The 21,242-nt window shown below is 60.8% G+C and carries 19 protein-coding genes and 1 other RNA gene; 10 read left to right on the plus strand and 10 right to left on the minus strand.

Annotated features, from left to right (window positions below; genetic code table 11):
- Positions 1–64: 64 nt before the first annotated feature.
- From rsgA to NH195_RS02660, 3 genes are all read right to left on the minus strand, one after another.
- A complete protein-coding gene (rsgA, locus tag NH195_RS02650; protein WP_066702646.1) occupies positions 65–1,108 on the minus strand; it encodes a ribosome small subunit-dependent GTPase A in 1,044 nt (347 codons plus the stop codon).
- A 156-nt stretch (positions 1,109–1,264) separates the two neighbouring features.
- Positions 1,265–1,361, minus strand: an RNA gene (gene ffs, locus NH195_RS02655) — signal recognition particle sRNA small type.
- Between the two features lie 45 nt (positions 1,362–1,406).
- Positions 1,407–2,312: a hydrogen peroxide-inducible genes activator gene (locus tag NH195_RS02660; protein WP_066702649.1), complete on the minus strand. Its 906-nt coding sequence runs from the start codon at positions 2,310–2,312 to the stop codon at positions 1,407–1,409.
- A 157-nt stretch (positions 2,313–2,469) separates the two neighbouring features.
- Here NH195_RS02660 and NH195_RS02665 point away from each other — a divergent pair, with 157 nt between their 5' ends.
- Entirely contained in the window at positions 2,470–3,138 is a 669-nt protein-coding gene (locus NH195_RS02665; RefSeq protein ID WP_066702652.1) for a peroxiredoxin, read from the plus strand.
- 78 nt (positions 3,139–3,216) lie between these two features.
- On the opposite strand, the gene NH195_RS02670 is transcribed toward NH195_RS02665, so the two are convergent.
- From NH195_RS02670 to NH195_RS02685, 4 genes are all read right to left on the minus strand, one after another.
- On the minus strand, positions 3,217–3,981 hold the full coding sequence (locus tag NH195_RS02670) for an ABC transporter permease (protein WP_066702654.1): 765 nt from the start codon (positions 3,979–3,981) through the stop codon (positions 3,217–3,219).
- Positions 3,981–4,775, minus strand: coding sequence for an ABC transporter ATP-binding protein (locus NH195_RS02675; RefSeq protein WP_066702657.1), 795 nt, complete (start codon positions 4,773–4,775; stop codon positions 3,981–3,983). Before NH195_RS02675 ends, NH195_RS02670 begins: the two co-directional genes overlap by 1 nt.
- Positions 4,776–4,856: 81 nt before the next feature.
- Entirely contained in the window at positions 4,857–5,864 is a 1,008-nt protein-coding gene (locus tag NH195_RS02680; protein WP_066702659.1) for an ABC transporter substrate-binding protein, read from the minus strand.
- Between the two features lie 211 nt (positions 5,865–6,075).
- Positions 6,076–8,052 (minus strand): bifunctional 2',3'-cyclic-nucleotide 2'-phosphodiesterase/3'-nucleotidase, encoded by a 1,977-nt coding sequence (locus NH195_RS02685; protein WP_066702661.1) that lies wholly within the window; start codon positions 8,050–8,052, stop codon positions 6,076–6,078.
- 271 nt (positions 8,053–8,323) lie between these two features.
- Between NH195_RS02685 and nudC the strand changes: the two genes are divergently transcribed.
- Positions 8,324–9,247, plus strand: a complete 924-nt coding sequence (gene nudC, locus NH195_RS02690; protein ID WP_066702662.1) for an NAD(+) diphosphatase — start codon at positions 8,324–8,326, stop codon at positions 9,245–9,247.
- A 52-nt stretch (positions 9,248–9,299) separates the two neighbouring features.
- Entirely contained in the window at positions 9,300–9,773 is a 474-nt protein-coding gene (locus NH195_RS02695; RefSeq protein ID WP_066702664.1) for an SRPBCC family protein, read from the plus strand.
- Between the two features lie 31 nt (positions 9,774–9,804).
- On the opposite strand, the gene NH195_RS02700 is transcribed toward NH195_RS02695, so the two are convergent.
- Complete coding sequence (locus NH195_RS02700) at positions 9,805–10,635, minus strand: prephenate dehydratase (protein WP_066702667.1); 831 nt, start codon at positions 10,633–10,635, stop codon at positions 9,805–9,807.
- Between the two features lie 129 nt (positions 10,636–10,764).
- On the opposite strand from NH195_RS02700, the gene NH195_RS02705 reads away from it, so the two are divergent.
- The 5 genes from NH195_RS02705 (at position 10,765) to NH195_RS02725 (ending at position 17,207) form a co-directional block, all read left to right on the plus strand.
- Positions 10,765–11,283, plus strand: a complete 519-nt coding sequence (locus tag NH195_RS02705; protein ID WP_066702669.1) for a c-type cytochrome — start codon at positions 10,765–10,767, stop codon at positions 11,281–11,283.
- Between the two features lie 200 nt (positions 11,284–11,483).
- The gene (locus NH195_RS02710; protein WP_066702671.1) at positions 11,484–13,349 is read left to right on the plus strand and encodes an extracellular solute-binding protein; all 1,866 of its coding nucleotides are present in this window, start codon (positions 11,484–11,486) and stop codon (positions 13,347–13,349) included.
- Positions 13,350–13,399: 50 nt separating this feature from the next.
- Complete coding sequence (locus NH195_RS02715; RefSeq protein WP_066702673.1) at positions 13,400–14,497, plus strand: microcin C ABC transporter permease YejB; 1,098 nt, start codon at positions 13,400–13,402, stop codon at positions 14,495–14,497.
- Positions 14,497–15,603, plus strand: coding sequence for an ABC transporter permease (locus NH195_RS02720; RefSeq protein WP_066702981.1), 1,107 nt, complete (start codon positions 14,497–14,499; stop codon positions 15,601–15,603). Before NH195_RS02715 ends, NH195_RS02720 begins: the two co-directional genes overlap by 1 nt.
- Positions 15,600–17,207: an ABC transporter ATP-binding protein gene (locus tag NH195_RS02725; protein ID WP_066702676.1), complete on the plus strand. Its 1,608-nt coding sequence runs from the start codon at positions 15,600–15,602 to the stop codon at positions 17,205–17,207. Before NH195_RS02720 ends, NH195_RS02725 begins: the two co-directional genes overlap by 4 nt.
- A 72-nt stretch (positions 17,208–17,279) precedes the next feature.
- Here the strand turns inward: NH195_RS02725 and NH195_RS02730 are convergent, their stop codons facing one another.
- Positions 17,280–18,881, minus strand: coding sequence for a D-alanyl-D-alanine carboxypeptidase family protein (locus tag NH195_RS02730; protein ID WP_066702685.1), 1,602 nt, complete (start codon positions 18,879–18,881; stop codon positions 17,280–17,282).
- Positions 18,882–19,070: 189 nt separating this feature from the next.
- Positions 19,071–19,769: an HAD family hydrolase gene (locus tag NH195_RS02735; RefSeq protein WP_066702688.1), complete on the minus strand. Its 699-nt coding sequence runs from the start codon at positions 19,767–19,769 to the stop codon at positions 19,071–19,073.
- A gap of 138 nt (positions 19,770–19,907) precedes the next feature.
- Here NH195_RS02735 and clpS point away from each other — a divergent pair, with 138 nt between their 5' ends.
- Positions 19,908–20,234 carry an ATP-dependent Clp protease adapter ClpS gene (gene clpS, locus NH195_RS02740; RefSeq protein WP_198403554.1) on the plus strand — a complete coding sequence of 109 codons (327 nt, stop codon included), beginning with the start codon at positions 19,908–19,910 and terminating at the stop codon, positions 20,232–20,234.
- A 13-nt stretch (positions 20,235–20,247) separates the two neighbouring features.
- Positions 20,248–21,228, plus strand: coding sequence for a class I SAM-dependent methyltransferase (locus tag NH195_RS02745; RefSeq protein ID WP_066702691.1), 981 nt, complete (start codon positions 20,248–20,250; stop codon positions 21,226–21,228).
- Positions 21,229–21,242: the final 14 nt, after the last annotated feature.

Here is a 21,242-nt window from a genome sequence, read left to right on the forward strand (position 1 = left end):
GCCTCCTTGGTTGCGGCTAAGGTAAGGGCGGGGACGGGTCCCCGCAACCTCATTTCCAAGAGGATCACTCGCCGCGTTTGGCGCTTTTGGCTTTCTTTACGGATTTCACCATTTTGGAGAATTTTCGCCCGCGTTCGCGCGATTCCGCGATGGTCTCGGAGTTGCGTGCGTCCTCATCCACCAGCTTGCGCCAGCGTTCCAAACGGTTCGGGTCCAACTCTCCGGTCTCAATCGCGCGGCGCACCGCGCAGCCCGGCTCCGTCTGGTGTTGGCAGTCGGAAAATTTGCACTCTGTGGCCAGATCGGTGATGTCCTCGAACAGGGTCGCGATGCCCTCGGAGGCGTCATGCAGCGCGAGTTCGCGCATGCCGGGAGTATCAATTAGCCAGCCGCCCGCATGCATCCGGTGCATCGAGCGCGCCGTGGTGGTGTGCCGGCCCTTGGCGTCGTCTTCGCGGATGTCGCCGACCTCGATGTCCTCACCGGTGAGGCCACGTGCGATGGTGGATTTGCCCACGCCCGACGAGCCGACGAGAGCAATCGTCTGCCCCGTGCCGCAATAGCGCTCAAGCCGGGCGATGTCCTCCGGCGATTTGGCGTTGATCAACAGCACTTCGGCGCCCTCATAGAGGGCCTTGGCGCGGTCTTCGTAGATCTCCGCAGGCATGTCCTCGGGCTTGTCGGCCTTGGTGATGACGATCACCGGGGTGGCTTCTGCCTCGATGGCGATGGCAAGATAACGTTCGAGCCGTGCTTCGTTGAAATCGTGGTTGCAGGACGTGGTGATGAACAGCGTGTCGATATTGGCGGCGATGAGCTGGGCTTGCGCCGCGATGCCGGCGGCCTTGCGGGAGATCACGGTCTTGCGGTCGAGAACGCGGATCAGGCGCTCGCCGTCGGTGAGGACAAAATCGCCCACGGCCATGTCGGTCGCGACGTGATCGCCGGTCAGGGCGATGTCCAGACGCTCCAGAGCGGGAGTGAGTGCCACGACGGAGCGGCGGCGGACCTCGGAGAGGCGCACGGGGGTGAGAGAGTCGAATTCAGTGAGATCGAGCTGGCCGTTGAAGAACTGGGACCAGCCGAGGATGTTCAGATCGGAAATCATGATGTCTGCCTTGCAAAACACGAAAGGGCTTCCGCGCCGGACGGGCGGCGGAAGGGAACGGTTTCGGGCAGTCCGATGATGGGAAAGGCCTTAAGCGGCTGCCCGAGGGGCGGTAGCGACAATCATCAAATTCCTCCTCGGTTCGCATTAAGGTTAGGTGAGAGGCTGGACAACGACCCAAGCGGGGCTCGTTACGGCTGCTTCCTTCCGGACCTGACCGGGTTGGCGAGGCGCTCGCCCGCGCCAACCTCTCGACGCGTTACATAGTGGTCATGTGACGGGAAAGCAAGAGGGCGGTTCAGGTCCCGAGACGGGCGCGTTCCTCGCGCAGAAGCTCGGCCAGAAGGCGGAAGTCCTCGCTGCGCGCCGAGCTTTTGCGCCAGGCGAGCACCACCTCGCGGGGTTTGGTGCCAAAGAGTGGGGTCAGTTGGATGTCGGTGTTGCGGGTGACGCCTGCGTCGATGGCAAGCTGGGGCAGGAGGGTGATCCCGAGGCCCTGTTCCACCATGGCGACCAAAGTCGGGAGAGAGGTGGCGGCGAAGGTTTCGTCTTGTTTCGCATGGGTGTCGGGAAAGGCCGAAAGCGCGTGACGTTGCAGGCAATGGCCGCGTTCCAAAAGCAGCAGGGTTTCGTCATCGAGATCGGGACCGCCAATGGCCCTGTCGGAAATCAACCGATGCCCCGGCGCGGTGGCGAGTTGATAATCGTCTTCAAACAGGGGCTCCAGTTCCAGATCGCCGGTCTCGAAAGGCAGGGCGATGAGAATCACATCGAGCCGCCCGGCCCGCAGGCCCGCGATGAGGTGTTCGGTCAACTCCTCGCGCATGTAGAGCCGCAGGTCCGGATAGCTGTCGCGCAGACGCGGCAGCAGGCGGGGGAAGAGGAAGGGGCCGACCGTCGGAATGGTGCCGAGCTTCATCGTGCCGCGGAGCGTGCCGGATTGGGTCTGGGCCAGTTCGACGATGTCCTGCGCCTCGGCCAGCATCGCACGGGCGCGGGCGGCGATTTCTTCGCCCAGAGGGGTCATCAACACGGAGCGCTTGGTGCGCTCGGCCAGAGGCGCGCCGAGGATGTCTTCCAACTCGCGCAGCCCGGTCGACAGCGTCGATTGCGTCACAAGGCAGGTCTCGGCGGCCCGTCCGAAATGCAGCTCGTCGGCAAGGGCGACGAGAAAGCGGAGTTGGCGCAGGGTGGGGAGAATCATTAATCGAATTCCTCAATTACTTTGATCTTTTTTATTCGTTTCAACAATCAATTCGCAAGAGCTATCTCTTTTTCATCGACAGGGCGCGAGAGACAAACACCGGGCCCGAGACGACAGACATTGAAGAGAAACACTGAGAAAACAAAGGACTGAAAAAATGACCGATCAAGTTCAAGCCGCAGCAGGATCTCAAGTTGGCCCGCAACTGAACAAACCCGCCCCCGCCTTCAAGGCCGTGACCACCGATGGGGTCAAATCGCTCGAAGATTACAAAGGCAAATGGTTGATCCTGTTCTCCCACCCGGCCGATTTCACCCCGGTCTGCACCACGGAATTCATCGGCTTTGCCAACAAACAGGATGAGTTCAACGCCATGGGTGTGGAACTCCTGGGCCTGTCCATCGACAGCCACTATTCGCACATCGCCTGGATGCTCAACATCAAGGAAAACTGGGGCGTCGAGATCAAGTTCCCGATCATCGCCGACCTCTCGATGAGCGTGGCGAATGCTTATGGCATGATCCAGCCGGGCGCTTCCGACACGGCAGCGGTGCGGGCGACGTTTATCATCGACCCGAACGGTATCCTGCGCGCCATGGTTTATTACCCGATGAACGCGGGCCGCTCCGTGGACGAGATCCATCGCCTCGTGGTGGCGCTGCAAGCCGCCGATGAGAACAAATGTGCGATGCCGGAAAACTGGAAGCCGGGCGATCCGGTGATCGTGCCGACGCCGCCGACCGCTGCCGCCGCTCTGGCGAAACTCGCCGAAGCGCCCGAGGGGCAGAATGTCGTGGACTGGTACTTCGCGACGCGTCAGCTCTGATCTCAAACACATAAAGACCCACGCACAAAACGCGAAAGGGGCGCCAGACCGGCGCCCCTTTTTCTTGGTTCGGTCGGGTTACCCCTGCGGTCTCTCCGCCCAGCCCGCGAAGATTTTCTCCAACGCCACCACGATGTAGTAGAGCAGGATGCCGAGGAAGGCCAAAGCGATCAGCACCGCGAACATCAACGGGTAGTCGGCGTTGATCTTGCCGCTGTCGAACAGGTGCCCAAGGCCCTTGCCATGCGGCTCGACGATCTCCATCAGGTTGGTGCCGATGAAGGCGAGCGTGACCGCGACTTTCAATGCGCCGAAGAACTCTGGCAGGGTTTTCGGCAGGGCGATCTTCCAGAAAATTGTCCATTTCGACGCACCCAGAGAGCGCAGAATATCGCGATATTCCGGCTCCAAAGTCGACAGCCCGATGGAGACCGCGACCGAGATCGGGAAGAACGAAATCATGAAGGCGATCAGCACGGTGTTCAGATCGTGTTGGCCAATCAGAATGAGGGCGATCACCGGCACGACGGTGGCTTTGGGGATGGCGTTGAAACCGACCAAAAGCGGATAAAGCGCGTCGCGCATGGTGCGCGAAAAGCCCATGATCATGCCGATGAGCGTGCCGAAGACAACGGCGACCAGAAGCCCGACGACCGTGCGCCAGAGCGTTTGCCAGCCGTAAATCAGGAAAAGATTCCAGTATTTTGCATAGGCCGGGATCAGGTCGGAGGGGGATGCCATTTTGTAATTCGGCCATTGGTTGACCCAGACGATGAACTCCCAGAAGGCGAGGAAGATGACGATGGCGATGGTCGGCGTGGCGATCTTTTTGAAGGTTTTCATTATGCCGTCTCCTCGTCTTTCGCACGCCCTTGCGCGATCTCGATCTGATGGCGCAGGCGGTGCAGAATCTCGGTGGCTTCGGGCGTATAGATCACCTCAAGATCCGTGCGCCCGTCGAGTTTGACATTTTCGACATGCTGCGTCGTGGCCGGACGACCGGAGAGCACGATGACCTCATCGGCGAGATAGACGCTTTCGCGCAGGTCGTGGGTGATCAGCACGCCGGTAAAGGGTTCCTCGGCGCGGAGCGCATGCATGGTTTGCCACAGGTCTTCGCGGGTGAAGGCATCGAGCGCACCGAAGGGTTCGTCCATGATCAACACGTCGGGCTTGTGCACGATGGCACGACAGAGCGAGGCGCGTTGGCGCATGCCGCCGGACAGCTCGGAGGGGCGTTTGTCCTCGAACCCTTCGAGGCCGACGAGGGCCAAAAGCTCGCGCCCACGCTCTTCCTTCTGTTTCTTGGTCATCTTGTTCGGCACGATTTCGAGCGGCAACAACACGTTTTGCAGGATCGTGCGCCATTCGAGCATGACCGGGTTCTGAAACGCCATGCCAACGGTCGAGCGCGGGGAGGTGACGCGCTCGCCATGGAGCCAGACCTCGCCCTGATCGGGTTTCATGAGGCCCGCGACGAGTTTCGTCAGGGTGGATTTGCCACAACCCGACGGGCCGACGACAGCGCAGAAATCGCCTTCGGGCACGGAGATGTTGAGATCGTCGAGAACGGGCAGGGGGCCGTTGTCGGTCTTGTAGGCGTGGGTGACGCCCTTGATATCTATGAGGTTTGCCATTTTGGTTCGGTCTTGCCTTTTGCCCGCATGAAAACGGGCGCGAGCCGAAAGACCCGCGCCCGCCAAAGTCTCGGGACGAGATTACTTCAGCATGCGCGCGTCGGTGGCGGGCAGGTAGTCTTCAGTGAAATAGAGGCTTGCGTCCGGCTCGGCCTTGAATTCATAGACCATTTTGAGCTGATCGAGGGAGCCTGCGAAACGCTCGGCGTCGATCCCGCCCATGCCGTTTGCCGCGACATAATCGGTGTAGACGTTGCCTTTGAGAGCAAGCTCAAGACGACGGGTTTCGAGATCGAGATCGGACGCAGGGTTGTATTTGATCATGTATTCGACGGAGGCTTTCGGATCGGCCATCGCGTCTTTCCAGCCATGCAGAACGGCAGCCACAAAGCCTTTGACGGCGTCCGGGTTTTCGGCGGCGAAGTCGGTGTTCACGATCAGGACGTTGCCGTAAAGGTTCACGCCGTAATCGGACATCATGATCGTCGAAATGTCATCTTCCGGCACGCCGAGACGCACGAGGTTCAGGAAGGACGAGAAGTTGAAGCCGGTGACGGCGTCGACCTTGCCTTCGGCCAGCATCGGTTCGCGGGTCGGGAAGCCGACGGGCTCGACGGTGATTTTCGACATGTCGAGATCGTTCTCAGCCGCGAAGATCGGGAATTGCGCCCAGGCACCATCCGGCGGCGGGGCGCCGAGGACTTTGCCTTCGAGGTCTTTCGGGGCTTCGACGCCCAGAGATTTGCGGCCCACGACGGCAAAGGCCGGGGCGTCATAGATCATCATCATGCCGATGACCGGCGCGCCGGGGTTCTGGTCGAGGAATTTCACGAGGCTGTTGATGTCCGCCATGCCAACGGGGAAAGCGCCGGTGGCGACTTTCGGAATGGCGTCGAGCGAACCTTGGCCTGCGGAGATTTCCACGGCCAGATCGGCGTCGGAGAAATAGCCCTTTTCAATCGCGGTGAAGAAGGGCGCGGCCGGGCCTTCGAATTTCCAGTCGAGTGCGAAGGGCATCGCGGTCTCGGCATAGGCGGCAGACGCGGTCAAAGCGAAGGCGGCCATGGTAAGGATGGATTTATGGAACATGAGACTCCCCTGTGTCGTTCGGGCACAGCATGGCGCGCGAAGAGCACACCCGCGAGCCTCCCGGAAAGGCGGGGTCGACAATTATGTATACAATCTTCCGGACTGCATAAAAAATCGGCACAGATTCTATTTTTGCCCATTTGGTAAACGAAAAAAGCGACCGCGCCGGTGTGACATGGCGCGGTCGCTTTCGATTTCAGGGGGATTGACCTCAGAGCGTGATGCGGAACCGGGCGAATCCGTCCGTGCCTTCGCCCGCGTCTTCGATGGTCAGACCTTCGAGGTCGGCCAGATGCGTGCGTGCCGCCGGGCCGGTTTCGAACAAGACGGTGGTGTCGCCCAGAGGCGCCAGAGACCAGTTGTTGTCGGCTTTCGGATTCACCGTGCCCTGATCGACGATATAGCGCACGATGATGTCACGGTTGGTGTCGGGGCCTTCGAAAATCACCGTGGAGCCGTCGGCGCCGGGGAAGGTGCCGCCGCCGCCTGCGCGGTAGTTGTTGGTCGCGACGATGAACTCCATATCGTTACTCACAGGCGCGCCGTTGAAGGTCAGGTTGACGATGCGCGAGGCGTCCGGGTTCAGCGGTTCGCCACTGGAGGTAAAGCGCGAGGGCTGCGAAATGTCGATCTGATAGGTCACGCCGTCGATCACGTCGAAATTGTAGGAGGCGAAGTCGGGGTTCAGGAGCACCGCGTCCTTCGCGCCCTTCTCGACCTGATTAAACATACCTGCGGAGCGTTCCAGCCAGCCTTTGAGCTGGGCGCCATTGATGCGTACGGCGCGGATGGTGTTCGGGTAGAGGTAGAGATCGGCGACGTTTTTGATCGCCACATCGCCCGGCGCGACATCGGTGTAATATTCGGGGCCACCACGACCACCGGCCTTGAACGGGGCCGCGGCAGAAAGGATCGGCAGGCCCTCGTGTTCGGTGCCTTTCATCATCTCGGCGATGTACCAAAGCTGAGCGTTGGACACGATCTGGACCGAGGGGTCATCGGCGACGAGCGCGAAATAGGAATGCAGGGGCGCGGCGGTCTTGCCGACGGCGCGGCGGACATATTCCAGCGTCTGGTCGTGAATGTCCTGCACGGAGGCCAGAACCGGTTCGACGCTTTCAACCAGCGGCGTGATGGAACGGTCTTCCTCGCGCTGCGAGATCGGGCGAGTCTCGACGGAGCTTGTCACCACACGCCATCCTCCGCCTTCATATTCCAGCAAGAGATCCATAACGCCCAGATGCGAGCCCCAATAGCCGCCCATCACGGCGGGTTTGCCATGGATCAGACCCTTCTCGGCATCCACCGCCGCATAACCGTCGAAGGTCGGCGAGGGGAAGACAAGGTGGGAGTGACCGGTCAGAAGCGCGTCGACACCGTCGATTTCCGCCAGCGGGACGGAGGCGTTTTCCATGCCCTCGGTGTGCTCGGCAGCGCCGATGCCGGAGTGGTTCAGCGCGATGATGATATCGGCGCCTTTCTCCTTCATCTCGGGCACATAGGCGCGGGCGGTTTCGACGATGTCGCGGGCATTCACGTTGCCTTCGAGGTTCTTGCGGTCCCACATCATGATCTGCGGCGGCACGAAGCCGATCAGCCCGACCTTGATCGCATGTGTCTCACCGGCGCCGTCGGTCAGTTCGCGGTCGAGAATGACATAGGGCGGCACGAGTGTGACGTCTTCGCGCGGGGCGGCGCCCATTTCCTTGATGACGTTGGCGGAAATCACCGGGTAGTTTGCGCCCGCCAGCGCTTTCATCAGGAAGTCGAGGCCGTAGTTGAATTCGTGGTTGCCGAGTGTCGAGGCGTCGAAGCCCACGGTGTTCATCGCGGTGATCACCGGGTGCATGTCGCCGTCTTTCATGCCGCGCTCATAGGCGATGTAATCGCCCATCGGGTTGCCCTGAAGGAAATCGCCGTTGTCCAGAAGCATGGAGTTGGTCGCCTCGGCGCGCACGGCATTGATATGCGCCGTGGTGCGTGCGAGCCCGACGGTGTCCACGGGCTTGTCCGCATAATAGTCATAGGGGAAGACGTGGACGTGCAAATCCGTAGTTTCCATGATCCGCAAATGCGCCTGGTTCGTACTGGCGCGCGCGGAAAAGGGGTGAAGAGCAATCAAGGCGGTTCCTGCGATTGTGCCCGACAGAAAGCCGCGGCGATTTATGTCTTTGTGTGAATGGTCCATGATGCATCTCCTTTTAGGTGAAGAGGTTGGCGCGACCATTCCCGGGCCACAAGACAAACGTGTGACAAGATTGAATTTACCAAGAGCTGCCGGGCCTGCAAACTATTTTGAGTTGCCTTTTTGATCTAGGTTACAACTTTAAATTGCATTTTACTCTGTTGTCGCATTCTGGCAACAGGAGTGTTGCGGCAGATGACGAGGCCCCGTTCCAGGACGGATGGCGGCACGTTGCGCTGGTTCTTGTCACAATTGCCGCTTATGTCCATGGCCCATGAACAAGACGATTGTGACACTTTCCGGTGGGACCCTGAACAGGGCGGCGCATCTGCGGGACAACCGGCCCGCAGGGGCGGATGCGAAACTCATGCCGCTCTGGCGCGGGCATCTGGCGATGCGTGGAGAAGCGCTTTGCCTTCTGGATGTCGATGAGGTCGATTTGCCGGAGGGGGGCGAAATCTTTCTTGGCCTATTGTCGGATGGTGTGCCGGTTTATGCGCGGGATATCGGCTCATTGTCGCTCGTGGGGGATGAGGCGCCCGCGCCCTGGTCGCAGGACGGATTCGAGGTCGAGACCCTGCCGGGGATGCAATTTTACGACCTGCGCGCGGTGATGACCCGGCTCACACCTTTGGAGGCGGAGCTGGCCGCGACCGGGCGGGCGCTGTTCGACTGGCATCGTCGCCATGGGTTCTGTGCCCATTGCGGAGAAAAGACCGCACCCGAACAAAGCGGCTGGCGGCGGGATTGTCCGGCTTGCGGGGCAGAGCATTATCCGCGCACCGACCCGGTGGTGATCATGCTGGTGACCCGTGGCAATGACGTGCTTTTGGGCCGCAATGCCAATTGGCCGGAGGGGATGTATTCGCTTCTGGCGGGCTTCGTCGAACCCGGAGAGCCGATCGAGGCGGCGGTGCGACGCGAGGTGTTCGAGGAGGCGGGCGTGCGGGTCGGGAAGGTGGACTATGTGACCAGCCAGCCCTGGCCGTTTCCGGCGTCCCTGATGCTGGGCTGCCGCGCGGAGGCGGTGAGCCGGGAGATCACCCTCGATCCCGCAGAACTGGAGGATGCGCGCTGGGTGCGGCGCGAGGAGATGGCGCTGGCGCTGGCGGGCCGTCACCCTGAGATCGCAGCGGCGAGAAAAGGCGCCCTCGCACAGGTTCTGCTCCGCAAGTGGGTTGCGGACGATTGGGAATAACGGGATAAGATTTCCCTCGGGGAAGGATCGGGTCAGAGGCAGGTGAGCAGGCATGAAATTTTCGACGCGTCAGGACATTGAGGCCCCGGCTGCTTTCGTTTTCGATCGGATAACCGATTTCGAAGGCATGGAGCGTCAGGCGATGCGTCGTGGCATGGATGTGGCGCGTAAACGACCGAGCCAGCCGCGCGGTCTGGGCGCGAGCTGGTCTCTCAAGGTGCCGTTTCGCGGCAAGCTGCGCGATCTGGATGCGGAAATCAGTGAGTTCGACGCGCCGCACCTGCTTGGCGCGACTGCCGTCTCAGGCGGGTTGCACATGCAGATGAACATCGAACTGGTGCCGTTGTCGCCGCAGCGTACGCGGTTGAGCTTCGGCTATGACGTGCGCCCGAAGACCCTGTCGGCGCGGATTCTGGTGCAGTCGGTGAAATTCGCCAAGGGCACGTTGCAGAAACGCTTCGAGAAGCGCGTCTCCAGCTATTGCGAGCACCTCTCCGAACAGTATCGAGGCGCGCCGAAGATCTGATCCCGCGCGCCTGATCGTCATCTGCTCGACCTCAGGAGCGACGCGGGTCCGCCGGGTAAACCCCGAGAATTTCGACCATTTCCGTGAAGTAACGCAACTCGTCGAGGGCGAGCTGTACGTTGCGGTCGCCCGGATGGCCTTCGATGTCGGCATAGAACTGGGTGGCGGTGAAGACGCCGTCGACCATGTAGCTTTCCAGCTTGGTCATGTTCACGCCATTGGTCGCGAAGCCGCCGAGCGCCTTGTAGAGTGCTGCGGGAATGTTGCGCACGCGGAACATGAAGGCGGTGACCATCTTTTCTGCGCGGCGGGTGTAATCCGGTTCCCGGGCCATGATGAGAAACCGCGTGGTGTTGAGCTTGTGGTCCTCGATATGGCGTTCGAGCACGTCGAGGCCGAGAATCTCGCCCGCAAGTTCGGAGGCGAACGCGCCGATGCTCGGGTCGTTGTCTTCCTTGATCGACCGGGCTGCGGCGGCATTATCGGACCAGTTGACGGTTTCGATGCCATGGGCGTGGATGAATTTGCGCGCCTGCCCCAGCAGCACCGACATGGCGCGGGCCTGTTTGATGTCGGCGGTTTTGCTGCCGGGCAGGCCGAGAAGGTTCACATGCACGCGGACGAAGGTTTCGCCGATGATGTGCAACCCGCTGTCGGGCAGGAGGTGATAGACGTCCTGCACCCGGCCATAGGTCGAATTTTCGATAGCGATCATGCCGATGTCGGCCCGTTCGGAGCGCACGGCCTCCATTGCGTCCTCGAAGGTCGGGCAGGGCAGGGGCTCGTAGTCCGGGCGGGCCTCATAGCAGGCCTGATGCGAATAGGAGCCCAGCTCCCCCTGAAATGCGATCCGCTTTGTCATTTTTGCCCCTTTTCGTACATTTCTTTTGCGCTAACCTGTATGGGCTCCGGTCTTATACCTTGAAATGAAGCAGGGGAAGCGGGTAGAGAGCGGGAGCGCGCGATGAACCCACAATGAACGGAACGCGAAATGTTCAAGACTATGACCCTTGTGAAGATCGTCGGAGGCCTGTGCGGCACCGCTGCTCTTTTTGTGATCGCCTATCTGGCGAGCGATTCGATCTACGCAATGAAGGCCACAAGCCATGACGGAGAAGTCGTTCAGGCCTATGTCGTCTCCACCGGCGAAGACGACGGCGCTGCCGAAGAGGTGGTCGAAGTAAGCTTTGACGAGCTTCTTGCCTCCGCCGATCCGGCCAAGGGCGAAAAAGTCTTCGCCAAGTGCAAGGCCTGCCACAAGGTGGACGGGTCCAACAGCACCGGGCCGCATCTTGACGGCGTGTTCGGCCGGGCGGTCGGTACCGTGGGCGATTTCTCCTATTCCGACGCGATGGGCGCGCATGGCGGCGAATGGACCGCGGAAGCGCTCAACGTCTATCTGACCAGCCCGAAAGACGCGATTCCGGGCAACAAGATGTCCTTTGCCGGTCTGAAGAAAGACACCGACCGCGCCAATATCATCGCCTATCTTCAGTCGATCTCCGGCTGATTTTTCCAAGATCGGTTCGCGCGTCGTCCGCACGCGACGCATTGAGACCCCCATCGGCCGCACCGGTGGGGGTTTTGTTCTGCGCCGCTGGACGGGAGAGAGCGGGGCGATCACGCATTTTCGAGCGCATGTAACTTGCATGTCATGATGCCTGCACATTACCGTCAGGGGAAGTACAGCCATCCCTTCGGAGGACGACCATGACCGCACGCCCCCTGTTCCTGAGATCCCTTTCCGTTCTGGCCGCATTGGCTTTGGGAAGTGGCGGGGCCTCTGCCGAGGAAATCATCACCTCGACCTGGTATTCGGAATGGGACGAGGCGAAATATGCCGAGCCCTTCGAACATCTCGATTACGTCAACCCGGACGCGCCGAAAGGTGGCGAGATCATTCTGGGCACCGTGGGCACGTTTGACAGTCTGAATCCCTTTGCCACGCTGTCGGGGACGCCCGCCTCTTTGTCGTCTTCGATGTATGAGCGTCTGATGACCTCGACGGCGGATGAGTATAAATCGGTGAGCTATTGTGTGCTCTGCGAGACCATCGAGTATCCCGAGAGCAAGGAGTGGGTGATTTTCCACCTGCGCGACGATGTGACCTTTTCCGACGGCACACCGATGACCGCCGAGGATGTGGTGTTTACCCATAACAAGATGATCGCGGAAGCGACGCCGTCGTGGCGCGCGGGTGTGTCTGCGATGATCAAGACCGTCGAGGCGCTCGATGCGCATACGGTGAAGTTCACTTTCCAGCCGGACATTCCGCGCAATGGCTTAATTGATCAGGCGGCGGCGTCGATCGTCATGAAGAAAGCGTGGTTCGAGGAAACCGGCGCGCGGCTCGACGAGAAACGCTATGAGACCTCGCCGGGGACCGGGGCCTATATGCTGGCGGGATACGATGCCGGTCAATGGGTCGAGTACAAGCGCAACCCGGACTATTGGGGGGCGGAACACCCGCTGAACGTGGGGCGCAACAACCTCGACACCATTCGGGTGACCTATTTCGGCGACACCATCGCCGCTTTCGAGGCCTTCAAAGCGGGCGACATCACCTTCCGTCAGGAAAACTCCTCGCTGGTCTGGGCTACGGGATACGATTTTCCGGCGCTTGAAAAAGGCTGGGTGAAGAAAGAGACCCTGCACGACGGCAGCATTCCGGGCGCGACCGGGTTCCTGTTCAACCTGCGCCGCGAGAAGTTTCAGGACCGCAATGTGCGCTTGGCCCTGGGGTTGATGTATAACTTCACCTGGACCAACGAGACGCTGCAATACGGGTTGTTTTCCCAGCGCGAGAGCTTTTGGCAGACGCCGGAACTGATGGCGACCGGCCTGCCGGAGGGCAAGGAACTTGCTGTGCTCGAAGAGGTCAGGGGCGATCTGCCCGAGGCGATCTTTAGCGAAGACCCGCTTTTGCCGCACACGTCCGGCGACCGCTCTCTGGACCGCCGGAACATGCGTCGGGCGACGGCTCTGCTCGCCGAAGCCGGCTACACCCCCGGCGATGATGGCAAGATGCGCAATGCGGACGGAGAGGTTCTGTCCGTCGAATTCTTGCACTACAGCCCGGCCTGGGACCGGATCATCAAGCCCTATGTCGAGAACCTGACCGCGCTGGGCGTCGACGCCACCTACAACCGGATCGACCCGAACCAATATCAGGCCCGTCGCCAGAGCTTTGATTATGACATGATCTTCGATGGCTATTCGAACGGTTTCGAAGAGGGCTCGTCCTTCCTCCAGAAATACGGTTGCGAGGAGCGCGACGATGTTTTCAACCCGGCGGGCTATTGCAACCCGGCGATTGATCATATCGGCAAGGAGCTTTTGAAGGCGGAGACTTATGAGGACATGGTGGCGATGGTCAAAGCCGCCGACCGCATCATGCGCTACGACTATTTCATCGTACCCGCGCATATGAACGACAGCTATTGGGTCGCCTATTACGACATGTATGAGCATCCCGATGAGGATACGATGCCGCCGCTCGATCTGGGCTATCTGGATTTCTGGTGGGTGAATGCCGACCGCGAAGCGGAATTGCGTGCGGCTGGCGCATTGAAGTAAAAGGCCCCGAACGGGCAAGAGCAGATATAACAATCCGGTAAGGACGCTTCATGGGAGCCTATATTCTACGGCGCTTGCTGTTGATCATTCCGACGTTGATCGGGGTCATGGTGGTCAATTTCGCGCTGACGCAATTCGTGCCGGGCGGTCCGGTCGAACAGGTGCTCGCCAATTTGCAGGGCGAGGGCGATGTGTTCGAGACGATCACCGGCACGCAGGCCGATGCGGGCAGTTCCAATCTGGCCGAAAACACCGCCTATCAAAGCGAATACGCCGGCGCGCGGGGTCTTCCGCCCGAGTTCATCGCCGATCTGGAACGTCAGTTCGGTCTCGACAAGCCGCCGCTCGAGCGCTTCCTCTCGATGATGTGGAACTACATGCGCTTCGATTTCGGCGAGAGCTATTTCAAATCCGAGGGCGTGCTCGATCTTGTCTGGGACAAGTTGCCGGTGTCGATCTCTCTGGGGCTGTGGGCGACCTTGATTTCCTATATGGTCTCGATCCCTCTGGGCATCCGCAAGGCTGTGCGTGATGGATCGAGCTTTGACACATGGACCTCGGGCATCATCATCGCCGCTTATGCGATCCCCGGCTTTCTCTTCGCGATCCTGCTTTTGGTGCTTTTGGCGGGGGGCTCGTATTGGCAGATTTTCCCGCTGCGTGGCCTGACCTCGCCCGATTGGGACCAGATGTCCTGGCTGGGCAAGATCGGCGATTATTTCTGGCACATCACCCTGCCGGTTCTGGCCTCCGTGATCTCGTCCTTCGCGACGCTCACGCTTTTGACCAAGAACTCTTTCCTCGATGAGATCCGCAAACAATATGTGGTCACCGCCAAGGCCAAGGGCCTGCCCGAGAGCCGTGTCCTCTATGGTCACGTCTTCCGCAACGCCATGCTGATCGTGATCGCGGGGTTTCCGGGGCTGTTCCTCAGCGTGTTCTTTGGCGGCTCCGTCATTATCGAAACGCTGTTCTCCCTCGATGGGCTTGGCCGTCTGGGTTATGAGGCCGCTCTCGCACGCGACTATCCGGTGATTTTCGGCACGTTGTTCTTCTTTGGTCTCATCGGTCTGCTGATCGGCATCCTGTCGGATCTGATGTATGTCTTCGTCGACCCGCGCATTGATTTCGAGCGGAGGGACACATGATGAAGATGTCCGAGCTGAACCGCCGTCGCTGGCGGAATTTCAAATCGAACCGCCGCGCATACTGGTCGCTGATCATTTTCTCTATCCTCTTCGGCCTGTCGCTCTTTGCCGAGTTTCTGGCCAATGATAAACCGATCCTCGTGCAATATCGCGGCGGCTATTACATGCCGATCTTCAAATTCTACCCGGAAACCGAGTTCGGCGGCGATTTCAGGACCGAAGCGGTCTATCGCTATCCCGAGGTGCAATGTCTGATCGAGACCGGCGGCATGGTCGACTGCTTCGACGATCCGGAGGCCTATCTCGAAGACGCTCAGGACGGGGAAATCAATGGCGAAGAGATCGAGAAGGGCTGGATGATCTGGCCGCCCATTCGCTATTCCTACAACACGCAGGTCGAGGGGCCGGGCGCCGCGCCTTCGCCGCCGACGCGCCAAAACTGGCTGGGCACGGATGACACCAAACGCGATGTGGTCGCGCGGGTGATCTACGGTTTCCGCCTGTCGATTTTCTTCACTCTCGTGGTGTCGCTGGCCTCCTCGCTCATTGGCATTGTCGCGGGCGCCATTCAGGGTTTCTTCGGCGGACGCACCGATCTTATCTTCCAGCGTGTCTTGGAAATATGGGGCGCGATGCCCGCGCTCTATGTGATCATCATCTTGTTTGCCATTCTGGGACGAAGTTTCTGGCTCTTGGTCTTTGTCACCATCCTTTTCGGCTGGACCGCGCTTGTGGGCGTCGTGCGAGCCGAATTCCTGCGGGCGCGGAATTTCGAATATATCCGGGCGGCGCGGGCCTTGGGCGTCGGCAACTGGACGATCATGTTCCGCCATATGTTGCCCAATGCGATGGTGGCGACCTTGACCATGCTGCCCTTCATCGTGACCGGCAACATCGGGATGCTGGCCTCTCTCGACTTTCTGGGCTTTGGCCTGCCGTCCTCGGCGCCCTCTCTCGGCGAGTTGACGCTTCAGGCAAAACAGAACCTTCAGGCGCCCTGGCTCGCTTTCACCGCCTTTTTCACCTACGCCATCATGCTCTCGCTTCTGGTCTTCATTTTCGAAGGCGTGCGGGATGCGTTTGACCCGAGGAAGACCTTTCGATGAGCCTTTTGCACTATAAAGACCTGCGGGTCGGCTTTCGTCAGGATGGTCAGGTGGTCGAGGCCGTCAAAGGCGTGTCTTTCTCGGTGGAGAAGGGGGAAACCGTGGCGCTGGTCGGGGAATCCGGCTCCGGTAAATCGGTGACGGCACTGTCGTGCGTGAACCTTTTGCCGGACACGGCGGTGACCAGCGGCTCGATCACCTATCAGGGTCAGGAACTTGTCGGCGCCTCTGAGAAGGAGCTGCGAAAACTCCGCGGCAATGACATCAGCTTTATCTTCCAGGAGCCGATGACCTCTCTCAACCCGCTGCACACGTTGGAAAAACAGCTCGCCGAAGTGCTGCTCATTCACCATGGTATGACGGGTGTGGCGGCGCGGGAGCGGGTGATCGAGCTTTTGAATCAGGTAGGCATCCACGAACCGGAAAGCCGTCTCAAGGATTATCCGCACCAGCTTTCGGGCGGGCAGCGGCAGCGGATCATGATCGCCATGGCGCTCGCGAACCGCCCCGAATTGCTGATCGCGGATGAGCCGACAACCGCGCTCGATGTGACCATTCAGGCGCAGATCCTCGAACTTCTGGCCGAGCTGAAACAGAGCCTCGGTATGTCGATGCTTTTCATCACCCATGACCTGAACATCGTGCGCAAATTCGCCGATCGGGTCTGTGTCATGAAAAATGGCGAGATCGTCGAGACCGGCGTGACGACAGAGATTTTTGACAATCCGCAGCACCCCTACACGCAGATGCTTCTGGCCGCCGAGGCAACCGGCCATCCCGATCCGGTGCCCGCAGAGGCGGAGGTGGTGGCCGAGACCAAAGACCTGCGCATCTGGTTCCCGATCCAGCGCGGGTTCCTGCGCAAGACGGTGGGCTATGTGAAGGCGGTGAATGCCGCAACGTTTTCGGTCCGGGCCGGTGAAACCGTGGGCATCGTGGGCGAATCCGGGTCGGGAAAAACGACGCTGGCGCTGGCCATCATGCGGCTGATTTCCTCGCAAGGGCCGGTGGTGGTTCTGGGGCAGGACATCCAGGGCTGGTCCAACCGCAAACTCCGTCCGCTGCGCGCCGATATGCAGATCGTGTTCCAAGACCCCTACGGCTCGCTGTCACCCCGCATGACGGTGGAACAGATCATCGCGGAGGGGCTGGGCGTGCATCGGGTCGAGGGCTATGCCTCCGTCGAGGAAGCGGTGATCGACATCATGCGTGAGGTCGGCCTCGATCCCGAGACCCGGCACCGCTATCCGCATGAATTCTCCGGCGGTCAGCGTCAGCGCATCGCCATCGCCCGCGCCATGATCCTGCGCCCGCGTCTGGTGGTGCTGGACGAGCCGACCTCCGCACTCGATATGACGGTGCAGGTGCAGATCGTGGAGCTTCTGCGTCGTCTTCAGGTGAAACACAAGCTGGCTTACCTGTTTATCTCGCACGACCTGCGCGTGGTGCGTGCGCTGTCGCATCAGGTTCTGGTGATGAAGCGTGGCGATGTGGTCGAGATGGGCACGGCGGAGGAGATTTTCGAGACGCCGAAAGAGGCCTACACCAAGGCGCTGGTCAGTGCTGCGCTCGATCTCAAGGTGGAAGAGGGCGCGGGCGTCTGAATGACGACTGTTCCGCAGACATGAAAAAGGCGACCTGTGAAGGTCGCCTTTTGCGTTTGGACAAGGGGCCGTTCAGGACGGCCCGATCGTGTTGCAATCGGTGCCGCGCGCTTCGAGGCGACGGCAGGTGAGCGCCGCCATGTCCTCGGTCATGCCGAGGAAATTGGCGTCGAAGCCACGCTTGGTGCGAACCACCTTGCGCAGCGCGCCGTCGAGCATTTCCACCTCGGTCAGTGCGGTCCGGAGCAAATTCTTGCGCGCCTCGTACTCGCTGCCATAAGTGCCGATGTTGATGCCCCAGTAGCGGTTGCCGGAGGTCGAGAGCCGGGTGACGACTTCGGGCGTGCTGACGGCGGGTTCGGCGGCAATGGCGGAGGCCGGTTCGATGGAAGCGAGCTGTAGCGTGGCGGGGCGCGGCAGCGGGGCGACCGTCGGGACGACCGCCTGGGCGACGACGGGAGCGGTTGCCGGTGCAAGTGTCGGCGTCACCTCGGGCATCTCGCTGGCCTGAGCGCGCGCGGTTTCAGCCAGCAGCGTAGCGGCCTCTGCGGCAGCGTCATTGGCCGCGGCGAGAAGCGCTGCGTCCTGTTCGGCCTTCGCGAGCGCAGACATCACGTCATCAGACGCGGCCAGCAGGAGCTCTTCGGTCTCCGGCGCAAGAGCTTGCGTCGGGCGCATTTTGGGCCAGGGGCTCGTACTCATCCTTGTGCTCACGCGGATGATTTTCGAGGCGGTCGCAGGCGCATCCTGATTGCCGGCCACCATGACCGTATCGCCGCCGACCTTGCCGAGATAGGGCGGTTTTCCGGGTTTCACTACGGCAACGCGGCTCGGTGCGCGTTTGAAGCCCAGGTCCATCAGTTCCGCAACCTTGGCGTTGCGCGCCGCGCCGGAGCGACCGCCGAAGACGGTGGTGATGATCCGCTCGCTGCCGCGATGCGCCGAGGCCGTGAGGTTGTAACCCGAGGCGGAGGTGTAGCCGGTCTTGATCCCGTCCGCGCCCTCGTAGGAGGTCAGGAAGCGGGTGTTGGTATGGGAGACCATGCGCACGCCGGCATCGGCCGTGGTGCGCGAGAACAGGTTGTAATAGTCGGGATAGTCGTAAAACAGATGGCGCCCGAGGACGCTCATGTCCCGGGCGGTCGACAGGTGACCCTCTTCGGTCAGGCCGTTGGCGTTCTTGAAGGTGGTGCGCGACATGCCGAGAGCCTTGGCGGTGCGGTTCATCCGGCGGGCAAAGGCGGCCTCCGAGCCTTCGATGGCCTCGCCGATGGCGGTGGCGGCATCGTTGGCGGATTTCACCGCGGCGGCACGGATCAGGTAGCGCAGCTTGATCTTCTGACCGGGCTTGAGACCGAGCTTCGAAGGCGGCTCCGCTGCGGCATTTCGGGAGATCGTCACCTCATCGTCGAGCGAAATCTCGCCGTGTTCGATCGCCTCGAAGGCGATGTAGAGCGTCATCATCTTGGTGAGAGAGGCCGGGTGCAATCGCGTGTCGGCATTGGTGGCGTGAAGCACCTTGCCGTTGCGTGCATCCATCACCAGGGCGGCGTATTCCGCAGCCACGGCGCGGGCCGACATCGCGATCATCATCGCGAAGGCGATCAGAAAGAGTGGAAAAATACGGCCGGAAACTGCACGCGGGATACCCCGTGCCTGCACGTTGCTCTTCATGATAACTCTGCCTCGTCTTGTCGGATCATGTCGCCCGACTTGTGTTTGGGGGTGAGGCTAGCACAGGCTTTGCCGTGAGAAAACCACCAATTTTCAAGGGTTTTCAAGACGTGCATTGATGCAACGCCATATTTGGTGGTGGCGTGGCGCCGCTCCACCAGATCGGGGGGCGCCCCCTGTGCGATTTTCTCAGAGGGAGCCGATCAGCTCCGGCAGATCGCGCAGCGACGCGAGGCTGCGGTAGCGCGGATGCCCCTCCGGTGCCTCGGCATGTTCGATGGCCCAGGTGATGTTATGCGGCACATGAACGCCCCAGGCCCCGACCTCAATCGGCGGCAGGACATCGGATTTCACCGAATTGCCGACCATCATCGCGCGTTCGGGCGCGACACCATGGCGGGCGAAGAGGGTGCGGTAAACCTCGGGCGTCTTGGCCGAGACCACCTCGACCCCGTCGAACAGTTCGCCCAGACCGGACTGGGCGAGTTTGCGTTCCTGATCGAGCAAATCCCCCTTGGTCACCAAGAGGATCTTATGGGTTTCGGCCAGGGCGCCCACGGTTTCCTCGACCCCGTCGAGCAGATGGATCGGATGGTGCAACATCTCCTGACCGGCGGCGATCAATTCACTGATGACGGCGGCGGGGACGCGCTCCTCGGTCACTTCGATGGCGGTTTCGATCATCGAGAGGACGAAGCCCTTGATGCCGAACCCGTAATGCCCGAGATTGCGTCGCTCGGCGGCCAGCAGGCGCTCGGCGAGATGATCGGCTTCTGTGAAATCGGCCAGCAGCTCGGCGAATCTGTCCTGAGTGATGCGGAAGAACTCTTCGTTTTCCCACAGGGTGTCGTCGGCATCGAAGGCGATTGTAGCGAGTTTATCGGGCATGTGATCGGCGCTCCTTTACCGGTTTCGGCATAACCCTCTTTATTGATGTGAAAAAGGGGCTATATATCGGCAAATGATCCCGCCAAGATGCTGCAACATGGAACCGGAGACGACAGAGTGATCCTCGCGCCTCAGATGATGTCAGACAATGACGACCGTTCGAATGACGACGGCGATGTCGGTCTTGCGCTCAAAACTCGGCCGAAGACCAAACGCCCGCCGCTCTACAAGGTGATGTTGCTGAATGACGATTACACGCCGATGGAATTCGTCGTTCTGGTGCTGGAGCGCTTCTTCGGCATTGGCCATGCGCATGCCACTGAAATCATGCTGACCGTGCATAAAAAGGGGCTTGCCGTTGTCGGTGTGTTTCCTTTCGAGATTGCGGAGACCAAGGTGCAGCAGGTGATGGAATTCGCCCGCCGGCACCAGCACCCGCTGCAATGCACGATGGAAAAGGAATAGGCGTTTCCCCGCCATGCTGTCCGCACGTCTCCCCCTGATCCTTGAGGGCTCTGCGCCCGTGACGACCGCCGTGGTCTATCGTCCGCATGGCGACACGGATCTGTCCGCGCTGGACGGTGCGACGGTGCAAATCGTGCAGGGGTTCAAACCCGATGTCGATGCTTTGGTGGCACGTGGGTATGACGTCAGAACCGAGGCTGAAGGCCGGTTCGACCTTGCCGTGGTCTTGCTGCCCCGCTCCAAGGCGGAAGCGCATGCGCTGATCGCCGATGCCGCGTCGCGGGCGGATCGGGTGATCGTCGACGGCCAGAAGACCGACGGCATCGACAGTATCCTGAAAGAGCTGAAGAAACGTGCGGTGGTGGGGCAGGTGGTCTCCAAGGCGCATGGCAAGGCGGTGGGGATCACCGGCGGCGGGTTTGCCGATTGGACCGATCCGGGGCCGCTGCACCTGATCGAGGGGTTCACCACCCGTCTCGGCGTATTTTCCGTCGACCGAATTGACAGGGCCTCCGAGGCGCTGGTTGCCGCTTTGCCCGCGAAACTCCCGGCGAAAATTGCCGATCTCGGCGCGGGCTGGGGTTATCTCTCCCGCGCGATCCTGGACCGCGAAGGGGTGAAGGAATTGCATGTGGTCGAGGCGGAAGCGGCGGCGCTTGCCTGCGCACGCGACAATCTCGACGATCCGCGTGTGAGCTTTCACTGGGAAGACGCCACGCGTTTTACCCCGCCCAGACCGCTCGATGCGGTGATCATGAACCCGCCGTTTCACACCAGCCGCGCCGCCGATCCGGCGCTTGGGCAGGCCTTTATAGAGGCGGCCAGCCGGATGCTTGCCCCCCATGGCGAGCTCTGGCTCGTGGCGAACCGGCAATTGCCCTATGAGGCGACGCTGGCCGCCTGTTTCGGTACATATGCCGAGATCGGCGCCACGGGGGGCTTCAAACTGCTGCATGCGGCGAAACCTCTTCGCAAAGCGGCCAAGACGACCTAGGGTCTGAGCAAACA

The sequence above is a fragment of the Celeribacter ethanolicus genome (genome assembly GCF_001550095.1).
Taxonomy (GTDB): Bacteria; Pseudomonadota; Alphaproteobacteria; order Rhodobacterales; family Rhodobacteraceae; genus Celeribacter; species Celeribacter ethanolicus.